The organism is Micromonospora sp. NPDC005172, from assembly GCF_040608555.1.
Taxonomy (GTDB): Bacteria; Actinomycetota; Actinomycetes; order Mycobacteriales; family Micromonosporaceae; genus Micromonospora.
The window spans coordinates 40,502-57,084 of record NZ_JBEXIL010000021.1 but is presented as its reverse complement, the minus strand read 5'-3'; the positions used below and the strand labels follow the sequence as shown (position 1 = coordinate 57,084).

Annotated in this window: 11 protein-coding genes; 3 read left to right on the top strand and 8 right to left on the bottom strand. The window is 73.0% G+C overall.

What is annotated here, in order from left to right:
* Positions 1–99 precede the first annotated feature (99 nt).
* A complete protein-coding gene (locus tag ABZV06_RS16820; RefSeq protein WP_355622292.1) occupies positions 100–1,581 on the top strand; it encodes an acyltransferase family protein in 1,482 nt (493 codons plus the stop codon).
* A 55-nt stretch (positions 1,582–1,636) separates the two neighbouring features.
* On the opposite strand, the gene ABZV06_RS16815 is transcribed toward ABZV06_RS16820, so the two are convergent.
* A complete protein-coding gene (locus ABZV06_RS16815) occupies positions 1,637–3,490 on the bottom strand; it encodes an adenylyl cyclase (protein ID WP_355622290.1) in 1,854 nt (617 codons plus the stop codon).
* Between the two features lie 160 nt (positions 3,491–3,650).
* On the opposite strand from ABZV06_RS16815, the gene ABZV06_RS16810 reads away from it, so the two are divergent.
* Positions 3,651–3,956: a hypothetical protein gene (locus ABZV06_RS16810; protein ID WP_355622287.1), complete on the top strand. Its 306-nt coding sequence runs from the start codon at positions 3,651–3,653 to the stop codon at positions 3,954–3,956.
* A gap of 112 nt (positions 3,957–4,068) precedes the next feature.
* On the opposite strand, the gene ABZV06_RS16805 is transcribed toward ABZV06_RS16810, so the two are convergent.
* Complete coding sequence (locus ABZV06_RS16805) at positions 4,069–4,752, bottom strand: maleylpyruvate isomerase N-terminal domain-containing protein (RefSeq protein ID WP_355622284.1); 684 nt, start codon at positions 4,750–4,752, stop codon at positions 4,069–4,071.
* A gap of 162 nt (positions 4,753–4,914) precedes the next feature.
* Positions 4,915–5,784 (bottom strand): alpha/beta fold hydrolase, encoded by an 870-nt coding sequence (locus tag ABZV06_RS16800; RefSeq protein WP_355622281.1) that lies wholly within the window; start codon positions 5,782–5,784, stop codon positions 4,915–4,917.
* Between the two features lie 59 nt (positions 5,785–5,843).
* Between ABZV06_RS16800 and ABZV06_RS16795 the strand changes: the two genes are divergently transcribed.
* A complete protein-coding gene (locus ABZV06_RS16795; RefSeq protein ID WP_355622278.1) occupies positions 5,844–8,885 on the top strand; it encodes a BTAD domain-containing putative transcriptional regulator in 3,042 nt (1,013 codons plus the stop codon).
* 9 nt (positions 8,886–8,894) lie between these two features.
* Here the strand turns inward: ABZV06_RS16795 and ABZV06_RS16790 are convergent, their stop codons facing one another.
* The 5 genes from ABZV06_RS16790 to ABZV06_RS16770 all read right to left on the bottom strand — a co-directional run bounded on the left by ABZV06_RS16790 (position 8,895) and on the right by ABZV06_RS16770 (position 16,501).
* Entirely contained in the window at positions 8,895–9,506 is a 612-nt protein-coding gene (locus ABZV06_RS16790) for a dihydrofolate reductase family protein (protein ID WP_355622275.1), read from the bottom strand.
* A 16-nt stretch (positions 9,507–9,522) separates the two neighbouring features.
* Complete coding sequence (locus tag ABZV06_RS16785; RefSeq protein ID WP_355622273.1) at positions 9,523–10,101, bottom strand: hypothetical protein; 579 nt, start codon at positions 10,099–10,101, stop codon at positions 9,523–9,525.
* Positions 10,102–10,118: 17 nt separating this feature from the next.
* Positions 10,119–11,954: a prolyl oligopeptidase family serine peptidase gene (locus tag ABZV06_RS16780; protein WP_355622270.1), complete on the bottom strand. Its 1,836-nt coding sequence runs from the start codon at positions 11,952–11,954 to the stop codon at positions 10,119–10,121.
* The gene (locus tag ABZV06_RS16775; protein ID WP_355622267.1) at positions 11,955–13,733 is read right to left on the bottom strand and encodes an N-acetylglutaminylglutamine amidotransferase; all 1,779 of its coding nucleotides are present in this window, start codon (positions 13,731–13,733) and stop codon (positions 11,955–11,957) included. It abuts the gene before it with no gap.
* 98 nt (positions 13,734–13,831) lie between these two features.
* On the bottom strand, positions 13,832–16,501 hold the full coding sequence (locus ABZV06_RS16770; RefSeq protein WP_355243451.1) for a carboxylate--amine ligase/circularly permuted type 2 ATP-grasp protein: 2,670 nt from the start codon (positions 16,499–16,501) through the stop codon (positions 13,832–13,834).
* Between the last annotated feature and the right edge of the window lie 82 nt (positions 16,502–16,583).

Below are 16,583 nucleotides of genomic sequence, written 5' to 3'. Positions count from 1 at the left end.
TTCGGGACAAACCTCCTTGGATCATCTGATAATTGGCCCATCGATCGGCAGCCTTGCGCGCCGAGGTCCGCACAGATCAGTGATCGAAGGAGTCTTCAGGTGCAGGCGAGGTTGAACGGGCAGCAGTCCCCGACTCTGCAGGGCAGGTTCTCCGCCCAGCACAACGCCTTCGGCGTCCTTCGCCTGGCGATGGCCTGTGGCGTGATCATCGCGCACGCCGGGCCGCTGGGCTTCGGCCGGGCGAACATCGGCGCGGCGACGTTCGGCCGACAGAGCGACCTCGGCACCATGTGCCTGTACGGCTTCTTCCTCATCTCCGGCTTCCTCATCGCCGACAGCGCCCTGCGCTCCACGCTGCGCCAGTACGTCCGCGCCCGTGTGCTGAGGGTCTTCCCCGGATTGTGGGTCTGTCTGCTCGTCACCGCGTTCGTCTTCGCCCCGCTGGCGGCGCTCTACGAGAACGGCAATCTCGACGGGTTCTGGGGGCACCCGGAAGGGCCGTTCGACTACGTCACCACCAACATCCTCGCCTCGATGGAGCAGTTCCCCATCGCCGGGCTCCTGGCCGACACCCCGTACGGTCAGATCGTCGGCGGACCGAGCGCCTTCGACGGGGCGCTGTGGACGCTCCGGTACGACCTGGCGCTCTACGCCGTGGTCGCCGTCCTCATGGTGACCTCGGTGCTGCAACGCGCCCCCCGCGCGGTGCTCGTGCTGGCCGGCGGCTGCTACGCCCTGATCCTGGCCGACTTCTTCGCCGCGCCCGGCTGGAGCTCCCGGCCACCTCAGCACGGCGCGGTCGGGCCGTTCCCGCTGATCGGGGCGTTCGCCGCGGACTGGACGCTGATGCTCGGCTTCCTGTTCCTGTTGGGAGCCGCGGCACGCCTGTACGCACACCGGGTCCCCATGAACTCCACGCTGGCCGTGCTGGCCGCCGGCACGCTGGTCTGCTCGCTGTGGCTGGGCGGATTCTTCGCGGTCGGCCTTCCGGCGTTCGCCTACCTGGTGTTGTTCGCGGCGGTCGCGCTGCCCACGAGGTGGTCCCGCATCAGCCGCCGGACCGACTACACGTACGGCATCTACATCTACGGCTTCCCGGTGCAGCAGATGATCGCCCTGCTCGGCGGCACCCGGTTCGGGATCGTCGGCTACATCGTGCTGAGTCTGCTCGGCAGCGTCCTGTGCGCCGCCCTCTCCTGGCACCTGGTGGAGCGTCCCGCACTCGGGTTCAAGACCGGCAGTGGACGCGCCCGGCACCGGGTCGCCAAGCAGGCCGCCCGTCGACGTCCGCAGCGCGCGACCGGCCCGGTGAGCGCCAAGCCAGCCGAGGCACGCCCGTCGACCGGCCGCCCCGGACGACACCAGGCGGGCGCTCGGCACAGCCGGTCCCCGCTGCCGATTCCGAAGGTGGGAGCCGCGCTGCGCCGCGCCGACCGGTCCCGCACGCCGGACCTGACGTTCCTGGTCCCACCGAGCCGGGACACGACGGCGGCCGCGCCGAAGAGCGCGATACCGGGCATCCCGGCCCTGACCGCGCCGTCAGAGCCCGCGCAGACCACCGCGACGACGCCAGCTCAGTGACCTGAACGGGGGCCGGAGTCAGTGACTCCGGCCCCCGTTGGTACGCCCGGAAGCGTTACGAAACCGGGTACTGCGCGAGGTAGACCGGCACACCGACCTTCGTCATGTCGGCCGCGTCGCCGACGCCGTTGACGACGTGGTCGATCGTGCCGGCGCTCAGGTTGACGGTCATGATGTGGTGCAGCCGCACACCCGGCCGGTTCGGCATCTCGAACCCGTTCTCCGTGTGGATCGACGGGTTGTTCTGGTTGAAGACGTACACCCCGCCGCCGTAGAGGTCGTGGTGGCGTACCCGGTCGCCGACCTTGTAGCCGGCGTAGCCCTCGACCGGGCCGTTTATCCAGTCGGCCTGCGTCGGCGGGTCGTACGGCAGCTCGTTCTGGTAGAGGACCGTGGTGCCGTGCTCGCCGTTCCAGACGGTGTTGTAGCGCTGGAAGTGCTCGACGAAGAGGCCCATCGCGGTCACGTGGTCGCCGTTGATGATCACGCCGTACCGACCGGTGTTGGTGCGCCAGCGGTCGGTGTCACCGTTGACACCCTCGGTGAAGCCCTCGACGCCGTGGTCACCGCGCCACACCCAGGTGTGGTCGATGAGCACGTTGTCGCTGTTGACCTCCAGCGCGGTGTTCGTCCGGCCGATGTGCGGGCCACCGACGCGGAAGTAGACGTCGGACAGCGTGGTCGGGTTGGCCGGGCTGCTGGCGTCGTGGCCGTGCTGACGGCCCACCCGTAGCAGGACCGGCGACTCGACCGTACCGGCGTCGATCGTGACGCCCGCGACGATCACGCCGGGCGCCCCGGCGACGTCCAGTGGGACGGCGCCGTTCACCGCGGTGAGGGTGGCGTGGCCGATGCCGAGCACCACCGTGTTGGCACGCCGGATCTCGATGCTGCGGGCGATGTCGTAGACGCCGGGGGTGAGCAGCAGGTGCTTGCCGCGCGCGAGCTGCGCGTTGATCACACGGACCGGGTCGGACGGCTTCGCGATGAAGAAGTCGTCGATGCCGATGGTCCGTCCGGGGGTGACGCCGTCGGCCCACGAGACGCCCCGGCTGTCGCGCTGCGCCGCCGGCACCCGCACGTTGTAGTGGCCTCGGGAGTCCACGAACAGGTACGGCTTCTCCCGGCTCACCGGGGTCGTGTCGAGGGTGGTGTACGGCGGGTCGGGGAACGCGGCGTCGTCCGGCGCGCCCTCGACACCCGCGAAGACCTGGTTCCACACCGCGTTGGACCACCCGGCGACCTCGCTGTTGCGGGTGAGCCACTGCTGCTGGGAGCCGTTGGTGGTGGCCGGCAGTCGCGAGTCGGCGATGAAGCCGCCGCTGGCGTACTGCGGGCCGGCCGTGCAGTAGTCCATCAGGGACAGCCCGCCGCCGGTGATGTTGAGCCGGCGCATCGAGACCGCCTGGGACACCGCCCAGAAGTTCGCTGTCGAGCGGCAGCCGTCCTGACCCGCGCCGTTCACGGTGAGCGAGAGGTTCGACAGGGTGCGCCAGAAGTTGACGAGCGCGAGGCAGTTGCCGGTGCCACCGTCGGCGAGGCAGCGGTTGTAGACCTCGATCTTGCCGTTGACGGCGACGTCGGTGGGTGCGGCGCCGAGGCCGGCGACCTCGGTGTAGTAGCCGACCTTGGCCTGCAACGGCTGCTCGGCCGTGCCGTAGCTGCCCGGCTTGAACAGGTAGGCGTGCCGCTCGGTGCCCATCTCGTTGTCGACCTGCCGGGCGTTCGCCGCGTCGAGGGTCTGCTGGATCTCCCCGACCGGCATCGACGGGTCGAAGACTGTCACGTTCGGCCCGAAGTCGGGCGCGCTGTGCGTGGGACGCCCCGCGCTGGCCGCGGTGCTGGTCATGGTGACGGCGGCGGTCACCACCAGGGCAAGGGTGAGGGTACGTCGGGATGTGCTCGTCATGTGGTTCGTCGTCCTATCCGCCGGCCGGCACGTGCTCCCGGCACAGCTGGGGTGTGAGAGCGCTCTCTGGAACGTTTCTACCCGGTCGGCGGCCCGTACGCCATGCTTACTGTCGCCGATGTCCATGGTGGATGACCGGCCCTGACCCGGGGAGGCTCCCGTGCGAATCGACTCGTTGCCTCCGGTGGACGAGCACGCCACGCTGATCGCGGCCGGGCCGCAGGACGTCTGGCCCCACCTCCTGCACGTCGTCGAGGAGACGTTCGGCGGGTCCGGCATGGGCGCGTACGCCCGCCTGGTGCGCGCCGCCGACCCCGTCGCGTCCGGCCCCCGGCCGCTCGCCGAGGGCTCGACCTTCCCCGGTTTTCACGTGGTCACCGCCCACCCTGCCCAGGAGCTGACACTGCGGGGCAGCCGCCGGTTCTCGACGTACGCGCTGATCTTCCGCCGCCGCGCCACCCCCTGAGCCCCGCGCCCAAGATCCTCACAACATCCGGGATGTTGCTGCCTCAGACGCGCCGGAGGCAGCAACATCCCCGAAGCTGCTGCCTGGGTTCAGCCCAGGGCCAAGGGGTGGGTCAGCCCAGGGCCAGGTGGCGCAGGCCCAGTTGGTCCAGGACCCGGCGCTGTTCGGCGGTGACGGGTTCGCGCCCTGTTGCCCTGCGCAGCAGGGTGATCGGGTCTCCGGTGGCGTCGACCGCGACCTGCCACCGTGGGCCGAAGAGCAGGCGCAGCAGGTGTTCGGTGGCCGCCGGGCCGAGCCACGGCTCGCGGGGTACGGCGTCGGCGACGTCGAGCCCGTGCAAGCCCACCTCGACGAGCCGGGTGGTCAGGAAGTCGGTAAGCAGCATCGCGTCACCGTGCCGGGTCCGGACCACCCGGTCCGCGGGCTCCTCCCGGCACACCTCGACAACCGTCCGTCCGGTGTCCACGAGGTCCCGCACGAGCAGAGCCGGGTCCGGGTCGGCCGCGCGGCGCTGCGCTGTCCGTACCCGCTCGTCGTTCGTGTCGTCGCTGAACCGCCCGTCCGCGCGGTAGTACGCCGCCGCGGTGGTCCCGGCCCGCTCGGGAGCGGGCGCCGCCACCATGTCCGGCACCCGCGAGAGTACGACGATGACGTGACCCACCACGTCGCGTACCCGCCAGGGATCGCAGCGCGTCGGCCGCTCCCACGCCAGCGCCGGCAATGCAGAGAGCGCGGCAACGAGCGCGCCAACCTCCCCACCAAGAACAGACAGCACAACACGCGCCTCGTCACTCATGCCCCCGATCCTGCCGCCCCGTCACCCGTCACCCCCACCCCCACCCCACCCCCCACCCCACCCCCCGCTCCCGCTCCCGCTCCCGCTCCCGCTCCCGCTCCCGCTCCCGCTCCCGCTCCCGCGATCTTGCAGTTTGTGTCGACGTTATGCAGCTTTTGCCCCTTATGCCACGACAGAAAGTGCAAGATCGCGGGGATCGGCGGAGGCGCGGGGAGCGGCGGGGGCGCGGGGATCGGCGGGGGCGCGGGGAGGGGCGGGGGCGGGGGGCGGGGGCGGGGTGGGGTCGTCCAGGAAGTCGTCGATCATGGGGGCCAGCCAGTCGGCGCGCTGTGGGATCGTCGTGTGGGTGGTGCCGGGCAGGATGGCCAGGCGGCAGGCCGGCAGGCCGGTCAGGTCACCGGGCACCGCGCCACCGAGCAGTCGGAACATCCGTACCGCGTGTTCGGGCTGGATGATGTCCGAGTCGGCCAGCACGATCATGGTGGGCACCGCCAGGGCAGCGATCTGCTCGGGTGTCCAGCGGGGCAGGTTCGCGTCCAGCACCTTCATCTTGGTGACCAGGTTGGCCCAGCCCGCCGGGTCCGGGGAGGTCCGCAGGTACTCCTCGTGGAACTCCGAGCCGTGCAGGTGCTCCGGTCGCAGGTCCTGGATGCCGTCGAGCAGCCCGGGGTGCAGGCCGGCGTCGTCGAAACTCACCGAGGCGAGCACCAGCCGTCCGACCCGTTCGGCGTGGTCGGTGCCCAGGCGCAGCGCCACCGCCGCGCCCATGCTCCAGCCGTACACGTCCGCCTGGGCGACGCCGAGGCGGTCGAGCAGTTCGACCACGTCGGCGGCGAAGTGCTCGACGGTGAACGGACGGTCGGCGTCCGGGGTGTGGCCGTGGGCCTGCAACTCGACGGCGATCACCCGCCGGGACCGTGCCAGGAACGGCAGGATCGTGGCGAACGAGGTGCCGATGCCGGAGAGCGCGCCGTGGACGAGCAGCAGTGGCCGGCCTTCGCCGTCGCCATGGGTCTCGTGATAGATGTCCATGCCCACACGGTGCGGCAGCGCGCTTACGGTCCGCTTCAGGTCGGCTTACCACCGCTAGGATGACCGCCGTGCAGTTCGGGGTGCTCGGGCCGCTCGCCGTCACCACGGATACCGGCGAGCAGGTGGTGGTGCCCGGCGTCAAGGTACGTGCGCTGCTGGCCGATCTGCTGACGAACCGCGACCAGGTCGTGTCCGCCGACCGGCTCATCGACGACCTGTGGGGTGACGACGCCCCCGCCAATCCCACCGGCGCCCTTCAGGTGCGGGTGTCCCAGCTCCGCAAGGCGCTGAACGACGCCGAGCCGGGTGCGCGCGAGCTGGTCGAGTCCCGCGCTCCGGGCTACCTGCTGCGGGCCGGGGCGGTCGACGCCGACCGGTTCGCCGAGCTGGCCCGGCACACCGACGTCGACCGGCTGACCGAGGCCCTCGCGCTGTGGCGCGGCGACGCGTACGCCGACGTGGCCGACGCCGAGTTCGTCCGCGCGGAGGCGACCCGCCTCGCCGAGCAGCGCCTCGCCGTGCACGAGCGGCTGGCCGAGGCGCGGGTGGCGCGGGGCGAGCACGACCTGGCCGCGGCCGACCTGGCCGAGCTGGTAGCCCGGCATCCCCTGCACGAGGGCCTGCGGGCGGTGCAGCTCCGTGCGCTGTACGCGGCCGGTCGCCAGTCCGAGGCGCTGGACAGCTACGCCGACCTGCGGAATCGGCTCGCCGACGAGCTGGGCCTCGACCCGAGCCCCGAGCTGGTCGCCCTGCACCGCCGGGTCCTGGAACAGGACGCCGGCCTGAGCGCGCCGCCGAAGGCCGCGATCATCCGCAACAGCCTGCCGGCGCAGCTCGACGAGTTGGTCGGTCGTGCCGAGGCGCTGACCGAGCTGCGTGCCCTGCTGCCCGGGCGGCGGCTGGTCACGCTGGTCGGCCCGGGTGGTGTCGGCAAGACGCGGCTGGCCACCGAGACCGCCCGCACCCAGTCGCCGCCGGACGGCGTGTTACTGGTCGAGCTGTCGCCACTGCCGGCCGGTGACCCGGGCGTCGCCGAGCAGGTGCTCGGCGCGCTGGACGTCCGCGAGGCCGCCGGTGCCAGCCTGTCCCCCACCGACCGTCTCGTCACGGCGCTGCGCCAACGGCACCTGCTGCTGGTGCTGGACAACTGCGAACACGTCATCGAGCCGACCGCCGCGCTGGTCGCCCGGCTGCTGCGCGACGCGCCGGGGGTGACCGTGCTCGCCACCAGCCGTGAACCTCTCGGTCTGACCGGGGAACTGCTGTGGGACGTACCCCCGTTGTCGTTGCCGCTGTCGGACGGTGACCCGGACGCGGTCCGGCGCTCGGCGGCGGCCCGGTTGTTCGCCGCCCGTGCCGCCGCCCAGCAGCGCGGATTCCGCCTCGACGAGCGCACCGCGCCGGCGGTCGCCCAGCTCTGCCGTCGCCTGGACGGCCTGCCGCTGGCGTTGGAGCTGGCCGCGACCCGGGTCCGCGCGCTGGGCGTGCAGGGCGTGGTGGAACGGTTGGACGACCGGTTCCGGCTGCTCACCACGCAGCAGCGTGACGTGCCGGCGCGCCAGCGGACGCTGACCGCGGTGATCGGCTGGAGCTGGGACCTGCTCGACGAGGCCGACCGGCGGGTGCTCGCCCGGCTCGCGGTGTTCCGTGACGGCTGCACGCCGGACGCCGCCGAGCAGGTCTGCCAGACCGACCTGGACGCCCTCGCCCGGCTGGTGGACAGGTCGCTGGTGGTGCTGGACGACGCGCCGGAGGGTCCGCGCTACCGGCTGCTCGAATCGGTCGCCGCGTTCTGCCTGGACCGCCTGGACGACGCCGACGAGGTCCGGACGCGGCACGCGAGCTACTACACGGAGTTGGCCGAGCGCGCCGACCCGGAGTTGCGCGGGCCGGAGCAGCGGCGGTGGCTGACAGTGCTGGACGTCGAGACGGCGAACCTGCGCGCGGCGCTGGTCCACGGGGGCGGGCTGCGGCTGGCCGTCGCGCTGAGCTGGTACTGGTATCTGCGCGGTCGGCTCACCGAGGCACGGCGGGCTCTCGCCGTCGCGGGCGACCCGGAGCAGGAGAGGCGGGCGGCGCCCTGGCGGGTCGGCTTCGCGCTGCTGCGGGGCGAGGCGGTCGAGGCGGCTGACGTACGCGCGGCGGTGGCCGGCGACCCCGCCGGCCGGGGCGCCTGGTTCGCGGCGAACGCGCTGATCGAGCAGAGTGACCTGGCCCTGGCCATGGAGCTGATGCCCGTCGACGTCGACACGTGGACCGGGGCGGCGGTGCTCGCCTCCCAGGCCAAGATCGCGCACGTCGCGGGCGACCAGGTGACGCTGGAGCGGACGGCGACCCGCAGCGCGGCGCTCTTCGCCGAGGTCGGCGACCGGTGGGGCCGGCTCCAGGCCACCGAGTGGGTGGGTGGGCTCGCCGAGATGCGCGGCGACCACGAACGCGCCGCCGCGCTGCACACCGAGGGGCTGCGCTGGGCCGAGGAGCTGCGGCTGTGGCCGCAGGTGTGCACCGAACTGTCCTGGCTGGCGTGGCTGGCGGTGCAGACCCGGGACTATCCGCAGGCCCGGGAGCTGGCCGAACGCGCGTACCACCTGGCGGTGCAGCAGGACGCCCCGGGCGCCCTGGTGTTCGCGGAGTTGTGCCTCGGGTTGGCCGCCCGCCGTGACGGCAAACTCGACCTGGCCGTCACCCACCTCGGCAACCTCGCCGAGCGGGGGCGCGCCGAGGCACAGCCGGCGCTGTACCTGCCGCCGGTCCTCGTCGAGCTGGGGCACGCGGTCGAGCAGGGCGGCGACCCGGACGCCGCGCTGGCCCTGCACGTCGAGGCGTTCGAGACCGCCGAGGCGATGGCCGCGCCCCGGGACGCGATCTTCGCGCTGGAGGGGATGGCCTCGGCGGTGGGCGGTCCGGAGATCGCGGCCCGGCTGCTCGGCGCGGCGGCCGCCGCGCGGCTCGACGCGCAGGCACCGTGCGCTCCGGCCGAACGTGACGAGGTGGACCGGGTGACCACGCGGGTCCGGGCCGCCCTCGGGCCGGAGCGCTTCGAGGCGCTGGCCGACGAGGGCGCGCAGCTGAGCCCGGTCGAGGCCCGGGCTCAGCTCTGAGGGGGACGGTCAGACGGCGCTCTTCGGCCGGTACGTCGCCACGATCACGCCGCTCCTGTGCACCCGGGTGTCGACCAGGTCGAACGACGCCGTGAAGTCGTTCAGCGGCGACGTCACGCTCGGCGCGCCCTGCAACACCGGGTGGATCCAGAAGCGGACCTCGTCCACCAGACCCGCGTCGACGAGCTGGGCGGTGACCGAACCGAAGCCGTACTGGATGATGTTCCGGCCGTCCTGGGCCTTCAGCCCCCGCACCGCCTCGACCAGGTCGCCCTGGAGCACCTCCGTGTTGTTCCAGGTGGGGTTGGTGAGGGTGGTCGAGGCGACGTACTTCTTGACGTTGTTGAAGTAGGCCGCGCCGGTGGTCGGGTCGCTCTCGTCCTGCTGCGGCCAGGCGACGGACATGCCGTCGTAGGTGGCCCGGCCCATCAGCATCGCGTCCGCCGCGTCGGTCAGCTCGCCGGCCAGACCCATGGCCTCCTCGTCGAAGTACGGCGCGGTCCACATCGGGTTCTCGATGACGCCGTCGAGGGTGATGTAGGTCGAGTTGATGAGCTTGCGCATCGGAATCTCCTGGGTGTCGGTCGTGTTCTGCGGTGACACCCAGAACACTGCCGGCACCCGCTTACGATTCGCTTCAGGTGCCCTTGCCCGGCTTCGAAAGCGGGTCCGGCAGCTGGTCGGCGAGGGGATCTACCAGCGGGATCGGCAGCGCCTGTGTTGCCGCCGTGCCGCCGCCGGCAGAGTGCGCCGGCGCGGGCCGGTCGTCGACGCGGCTGTGCAGACGTCCACGCTCCGCCGGTCCGGACCGTCGGGTGACCTCGACGGTCACCATCGCCACCGGTGGCGGCGGCGCGGTGAACCGGCCGGCGCCCCAGCGCACCCAGATGGGAATCCGTCCGGCGTCCGCCTCGGCGGTCAGCTTCTGCACCGTACGGGCCCGGTCGGTGTGGTCGACCTCCACCACCACCGGCGGCCCGTCCGGACGGGCGCACACCACGTCGAGGACCGAGTGCCGCTGCTGCATCGGCGGCGGCAACGGCAGGACGCTGGGCGCCCGCCGGTAGACCCGCCAGCCCTGCGCCCTGGCCCACCGCACCACGGTGTCGATCACCCGCGCCGTGACCTCGTCCGTGTCCAGGTCGACGAAGGTCAGCTCGGCGAGGGACCGGCCCAGGTCGGCGGCCAGCCGTTCACCCTGCGCCGTGACGTCCACCGGCGCAGGATAACGCCTCAGCCGAGGGTGATCACCGTCGTGGCGAGGTGCCGGGTCAGCCAGGAGGTGGTGGCCGTACGCGCCGCCTCGGCGTTGTCCCGGGCCAGGAAGTCGTGCCCCTCACCGGCGAGCACGAGGTGCCCGTGCGGCACGTCCCGGGCGGCCAGGGCCCGCGCCACCTGCACCGACTCGCCGGCTGGCACGTTGGTGTCGTTCGCGCCGTGGATGAGCAGCACCGGCACGTCGAGCTGGTCGATCCGGGTCATCGGCGACAGGTCCCGCAGCAACTCGGCGTCGCGCACCGGATCGCCGTACTTGCTGACGGCGGCGGCGGCGATCCACGGCTCGGTGTTGGCGTAGAAGGTGCGGAAGTCGGAGATGCCGCACTCGGCCACCCCGGCCGCGAACAGGCCGGGGAAGTTCACCAGCACCGCGAGGACCAGGTAGCCGCCGTAGGAGCGGCCCAGACAGCCGAGATGGCCGGGGATCGCGACACCGCTGTCGACGAGGTGCTCGGCGCACGCCGCCACGTCGGCGATGGCACCGTACCGGCCGGCGAGGTTGTCGGCGGCGACGAAGGAGCGGCCGAAGCCGGACGAGCCCCGCACGTTCGGCGCGAACACCGCGATGCCCTGCGCCACGAGGGCCTGGAACAGCGGGTTGTAGCCGGGCCGTTCCTGCGCCTCGGGGCCGCCGTGCAGGCTGATCGCCGTCGGCCAGGGCCCCGGACCGGCCGGGCGGTAGAGCCAACCGGAGAGCGGCGTTCCGTCGTGGGCACGCAGGTCGACCAACTGCGGCGCGACCCCCGCGCCACCCGTACGCTCGGCGTCGGTGTCCGGCCGCAGCGGGCGCGGGGTGGAGGTCGCCGGGTCGACCAGCCAGACCTCCCGGGGCTGCACCGGCCCCTGCGCGGTGACGCAGAGCAGCTCACCGTCCTCGGCGAAGACGGCGTCGCCGAGCACCTCGCCCGGCGCGGTCACGGCCCGTTGGACGCCGCTGGCGAGATCGCACAGGCTCAGCTCGCTACGCCCGCCGTAGGTGTTCCACAGCAGCGCGGCCCGCTCACGTGGGGCGTCGAGCGCGACGCATTCCAGCTCCGCGTCCGGCCGCGCCGCGACGCGCGTCGGGGCCAGGGTCGGTCGGGCGAGGTCGACGCGCACCAGCGCCGCCAGCTCCGAGAACGCGTCGGTACGCGCCAACACGCTCGTCCCGCCGGGGCCGAACCAGCCCTGGTCGGTGCTGCCCCGGCCGGTGTCCGGCAGCAGACGTACGCGGTCGCCGGTGGCCACGTCGAGCAGTTCCAGCCAGCGGGCGTTGCGGGGGCCCCGCCGCAGCAGGGCTGAGCTGCCGTCCGGGCTGACGTCCAGGAGGGTGAGCAGGTCGTCCTCGGCCAGCACCCGCCGATGCCCGGTGCCGGCGTCGACGAGCACTGCGGCACCCCGTTCGGCGGTCTCGGTGACCGCCATCAACGCGCCGCCCGGCAGCCATCCGGCCAGGCTCGCACTGCGGCGGCCGAAGCCGGCGACCTGGCGGCGCTGCGTGCCGTCCGGGTGGAGCACCCACAGCTCGGTGCGGGGCGCGCCACCGGGCGCGACCACGCAGGCCAGCCACTGCCCGTCCGGAGACCAGCTCACCGCCAGGACCGGTTCGTCGCCGCCGGGCAGCGCGACGGCCTCGGGGGCGTCGACGTCGCGGACCCAGACGGCCGGCGTGCCGGCACGATCGGACACGTACGCCACCCGGCGACCGTCCGGTGACGGCGCGGGCGCGAAGTCCTGGCCGGGAGGCGGGGTCGCCGCCGGCCGGTTACGCGCCGGTCGGAGCCGGCGCGGCACCTCGGTCCGTACGCTCATCTAAACCCCGATCCGCTGCAACCAGAGCTCCAGCAGCCCGAGCTGCCAGAGCGCGTTGGAACCCAACGTGGTCCGCTGGGCGTTCGGCGTGTCCAGCAACTCCTCGAGGTAGTCCTTGCGGAACAGACCACGGTCGCGCGCCGGGCCCGCCGTCAGGGCGTCCCGGACGTCGTCGAGCAGCGGGCCGGACAGGTGCCGGATGGCGGGCACCGGGAAGTAGCCCTTGGGCCGGTCGATCACCTCGTCGGGGACGATGCCCCGGCTGGCGGCCTTCAGCACGCCCTTGCCGCCCTGGGCCAGCTTGAGCGCCGGCGGGCAGGCGGCGGCCAGCTCGACGACCTCGTGGTCGAGGAACGGCACCCGGGCCTCCAACCCCCACGCCATCGTCATGTTGTCGACCCGCTTGACCGGGTCGTCGACGAGCATCACCAGGCTGTCCTGGCGCAGCGCCGCGTCGAGCGCGGTGTCCGCGCCCGGCGCGCCGAAGTGGGCGGCGACGAACTCCAGGCTGGCGTCGTGGTCGAGCATCCACTCGGGCGCCAGGTGGCCGGCGAGCGCGTCGTGCCGACGATCGAAGAACACCCGGGCGTACGCCTCGACGGCGTCCGCGCGGGCGACGTTCGCCATCGGCGGGTACCAGTCGTAGCCGGCGAGGATCTCGTCGGCGCCCTGGCCGGACTGCACCACGGTGATGCGCTGCGAGACCTCCTCGGAGAGCAGGTGGAACGCGACGCAGTCGTGGCTGACCATCGGTTCGCTCATCGCCCCGATGGCCTGGTGCACGGCGGGCACGAACCGCGTCGCGTCGATGCGGATCTGGTGGTGGTCGGTGTCGAAGTGGCGGGCGATCAGGTCGGAGTAGTGGAACTCGTCGCCGCTCTCCCCCGCCGCCGCCTCGAAGCCGATGCTGAAGGTGGCCAGGCCGGTCTGGCCCTGCTCGGCCAGCAGGGCGACGATCAGGCTGGAGTCGAGACCGCCGGAGAGCAGCACGCCCACCGGCACGTCGGCGACCATCCGCCGTCGTACGGCGGTGCGCAACGCCCCCATGATCCGTTCCTGCCACTCCTCGGCGGACATGGTCGGCGCGGCGGCGCGGGTGAACTCGGGCCGCCAGTAGACGGTGTCGGTGCTGCGGCCGTCGGCGGTGACCACGCGCACGGTGGCGGGCGGGAGTTTGCGGATGCCGACCAGGATGGTGCGCGGCGGCGGCACCACCGAGTGGAAGCTCATGTAGTGGTGCAGCGCCACCGGGTCGAGGTCGGTGTCGACGTCACCGGCGGCGAGCAGCGCGGGCAGGGTCGACGCGAACCGGATACGGCCCGGCGTCTCGGCCAGGTAGAGCGGCTTGATGCCGAGCCGGTCACGGGCCAGCACGAGCGTGTGCGTGGCCAGCTCGACCAGGGCGAAGGCGAACATCCCGTAGAGCCGCTCGACGCAGGCCGTTCCCCACCGGTGGTACGCCTTGAGGATCACCTCGGTGTCCGACGTGGACCGGAAGGTGTAACCGGCCGCGGTCAGCTCGTCGCGCAGCTCCCGGTAGTTGTAGATGCAGCCGTTGAAGACGAGGGCGAGGCCCAGCTCGGGGTCGACCATCGGCTGGGCGCCGGTGTCGGACAGGTCGATGATGCGCAGCCGGCGGTGCACCAGCGCCGCCGGGCCGTGCTGCCACCGCCCCTCGCCGTCCGGGCCCCGCGACGACAGGACGGGCAGCATCCGTTCCAGCGCCGCCAGGTCCGGCGGCGCCCCGTCGAGGCGGAACTCACCTCCGATACCGCACATGGCACACACCTCTCATCGGCTCGGTCCGCTCGGGCCGCTGACCGGTCCAGGCTTGGCGGACCGGGTTGCGTCCCGATGACATCTGCGTCAAGCGTGGGTTACACCGAGGGTTGCCCGGCTCCGCCGAGCAGCCAGGTGTCCTTCGACCCACCTCCCCGCGAAGAGTTGACGATCATGCTGCCGGCCGGCGCGACCCGGGTCAGCGCCACCGGCGCCACCTCCGCAGTCTCGCCGAGGAACACGAATGCCCGCAGGTCAACGTGGCGGGGCGCGAGAGCCGTGCCGTCGAAGACCGGGTGGGTGGTGAGCGTGACCATTTCCTGGGCGATCCACCGGTGCGGGGCGGCGAGGATCTGCTCCCGGACGGCGTCCAACTCCTCCGCCTCGGCGCGCGGGCCGATCACCACGCGGTCACCGCCGTACCCGTCGACCGGCTTGAGCACCAGCTCGTCGAGCCGGCCCAGCACCTCGGCGCGCTGCTCGGGCAGCCCGCACAGGTAGGTCGACACGTCCCCGAGCAGCGCCTTCTCCCCGAGGTAGTACTCGATGAGCTTGGGCACGTACGCGTACAGCGCCTTGTCGTCGCCGACGCCGTTGCCGAGCGCGTTGGCCAGCGTGAGCCGCCCGGCGTGCACCGCCGCGAGCAGCGGCCAGCCCAGGGGCACGCCGTCCGCACCCGGGGCGTGCAGCAACGCCTCCTCGTCCATCCGCAGGTAGATCACGTCCACCGGGCTGCGGTGCCCCTCCGAGACCACGTGGACGCGGCCGTCCTCGACGAGCAGGTCGTTGCTCTCGGTCAGGGGCACACCCATCTCGTCGGCGAGCAGCCGGTGCTCGAACCAGGCCGGGTCACCCGGGCCGCTGCTGAGCACCACCACGGCGGGATCGTCGGCAGCGGCCGGCGCGGCGGCGACGAGCGCCCGGCGCAGCATCGCCGGCGTCTCGTCGGCGGGCAGCAGGTCGTCGGGCACCGGCAGCTCGGGCAGCACCGCCTGGGTGAGCCGCCGGTTCTGCACGGCGTACCCGATGCCCGAGGGCACCCGCAGGTTGTCCTCCAGCACGTACCAGCCGCCGTCGGGATCGCGGACGAGATCGGTTCCGGACACCTGGGCGCGGGTGCTGTGCCGACCCATCAGCGCGCCGGTCGGGCGCAGCCCCGGCGAGGACTCCACCACCCAGGCCGGCACGACCCCGTCGGCCACCACCGCCCGGTCGGCGTACACGTCGCGCAGGAACGCGTCGAGCGCGCGGGCGCGTTGCACCAGGCCGGCACGCAGCGTCCGCCAGTCGTCGGCGGGCACGACCCGGGGCACCAGGTCGACCGGGAAGAGCCGGGTGCTGGCCTCGCCGGCCACGCTGAACGTCACGCCCCGGGCGCGCTGCTCCTCGTCCCGGTCGTGCTCGCGTTGACGCAGGCCGGCGGCGCCGAGGGTACGCAGGGCGGCGAGGAGCGGACGGTACGCGGGCGCCGGCCCGGCCGGGCCGAAGACCTCGTCGCCGGCATCAGCGTACGTGGGCAGCGCGGGCGGTGTCGACGAGCCGGGCAGGGACGGGCGCACCCGGCCCCGGGTCTCGTCGAGCAGCAGGTCGACGACGTCGGCCAGCCGGCCGCGCCGCTCGAACGCCCGCCGCTGCCGTGCGGCGGAGCTGCCACGCTCCAGCGCGTACCGGGTCAGCTCGCTGACCTGTTCCCAGTCGCCGGTCGCCTCCAACTGCGGGCGCAGGTCGGTCACGAGGCGGCGGACCGCCTGGGTGGCCGGCACCGGGCGGGCCGAGCGGGGCAGGTCGAGCAGGTCGCCTTCGAGCCCGGAGCGGGCGGCCCGCCACACGGCGGCGCGCAGCACCGGCGGGCGGACGGCGGTGCGTTCGACCCCGGCGCGCAGGGCGGCGACCTCCCGCCGCACGAGTGCGCGAAACAGCCCGGTGAGCAGGACGATCGTCTCGACGTCGGCGTTGGCGTCGGTGATGCGCAGCTCGACGGTCGGCACGTGCGCCGACGGCCGGACGTCGAAGTAGATCATGGCGGGGTCGGTGATGGTCTCGGACGAGATCAGCTCGGCGACCAGGGCCTCGTGGTCGGCCGCGCTGGTCACCTCGCCCGGGTCACCGGCCGTGGGCCAGCGCTGCCAGACCAGTGAGCGGACGCTGGCGTAGCCGCTGTCCTGGCCCATCCAGTACGGCGAGCTGGTGGAGAGGGCGAGCAGCACCGGCAGCCACGGCTGGACGCGACGGGTGACGGCCACCGCCAGGTCCCGGTCGGAGACGCCGATGTGCACCTGCGCGCCGCAGATCAACTGCTCCCGGGCGAGCAACTGGTACTCGTCGACCATGCGCCGGTAGCGCGAGGTGGGTGTGACGCTCGGGTCGCCGTCGGCGCGCAGCGGGACCGTACCGGCCGCCACGATGCCCAGCCCGGCCCGGTCGGCGACCTGGACCGCCGACTGACGCAGCCGGGTCAGCTCGGCGCGGATCTCGTCCAGGGTCCGACAGACGGCGGTATTGGTCTCCACGACGCTGCGATGCAGCTCGGCGGTGAACGACGTGGCCGGCAGCCGGTCGAGCAGTTCCCCGGCCCGGGGCACCAGCTCCCGGGTGTGCAGGTCGACGACGTGGAACTCCTCCTCGACGCCGATCGTGGCGAGGTCAGCCGGGTCGTCGTCGTACGCCGGTGCGGTCGGAGCGGGACGGGACGTCGGCACGGCCCGGCCGTTGCCGGACCGGTCCACCGGTCCGTCGAACGTCGCCGCGTTCGTGGTGTTGTCGACCATGGTCACCCCGGTTCGCGTGTCGGTGGTCTCGACTGTCCGACGAGCGTTCCCAGGCTTGATAGCGAGGGTGTTTCCGGCGCGT

Excerpts from the sequence above, each read along its gene's own strand:
- ABZV06_RS16815 (WP_355622290.1), bottom strand. The coding sequence starts at position 3,490 with ATGACGAGCACATCCCGACGTACCCTCACCCTTGCCCTGGTGGTGACC.
- ABZV06_RS16805 (WP_355622284.1), bottom strand. The coding sequence starts at position 4,752 with ATGAGTGACGAGGCGCGTGTTGTGCTGTCTGTTCTTGGTGGGGAGGTT.
- ABZV06_RS16800 (WP_355622281.1), bottom strand. The coding sequence starts at position 5,784 with ATGGACATCTATCACGAGACCCATGGCGACGGCGAAGGCCGGCCACTG.
- ABZV06_RS16795 (WP_355622278.1), top strand. The coding sequence starts at position 5,844 with ATGACCGCCGTGCAGTTCGGGGTGCTCGGGCCGCTCGCCGTCACCACG.
- ABZV06_RS16780 (WP_355622270.1), bottom strand. The coding sequence starts at position 11,954 with ATGAGCGTACGGACCGAGGTGCCGCGCCGGCTCCGACCGGCGCGTAAC.
- ABZV06_RS16775 (WP_355622267.1), bottom strand. The coding sequence starts at position 13,733 with ATGTGCGGTATCGGAGGTGAGTTCCGCCTCGACGGGGCGCCGCCGGAC.
- ABZV06_RS16770 (WP_355243451.1), bottom strand. The coding sequence starts at position 16,501 with ATGGTCGACAACACCACGAACGCGGCGACGTTCGACGGACCGGTGGAC.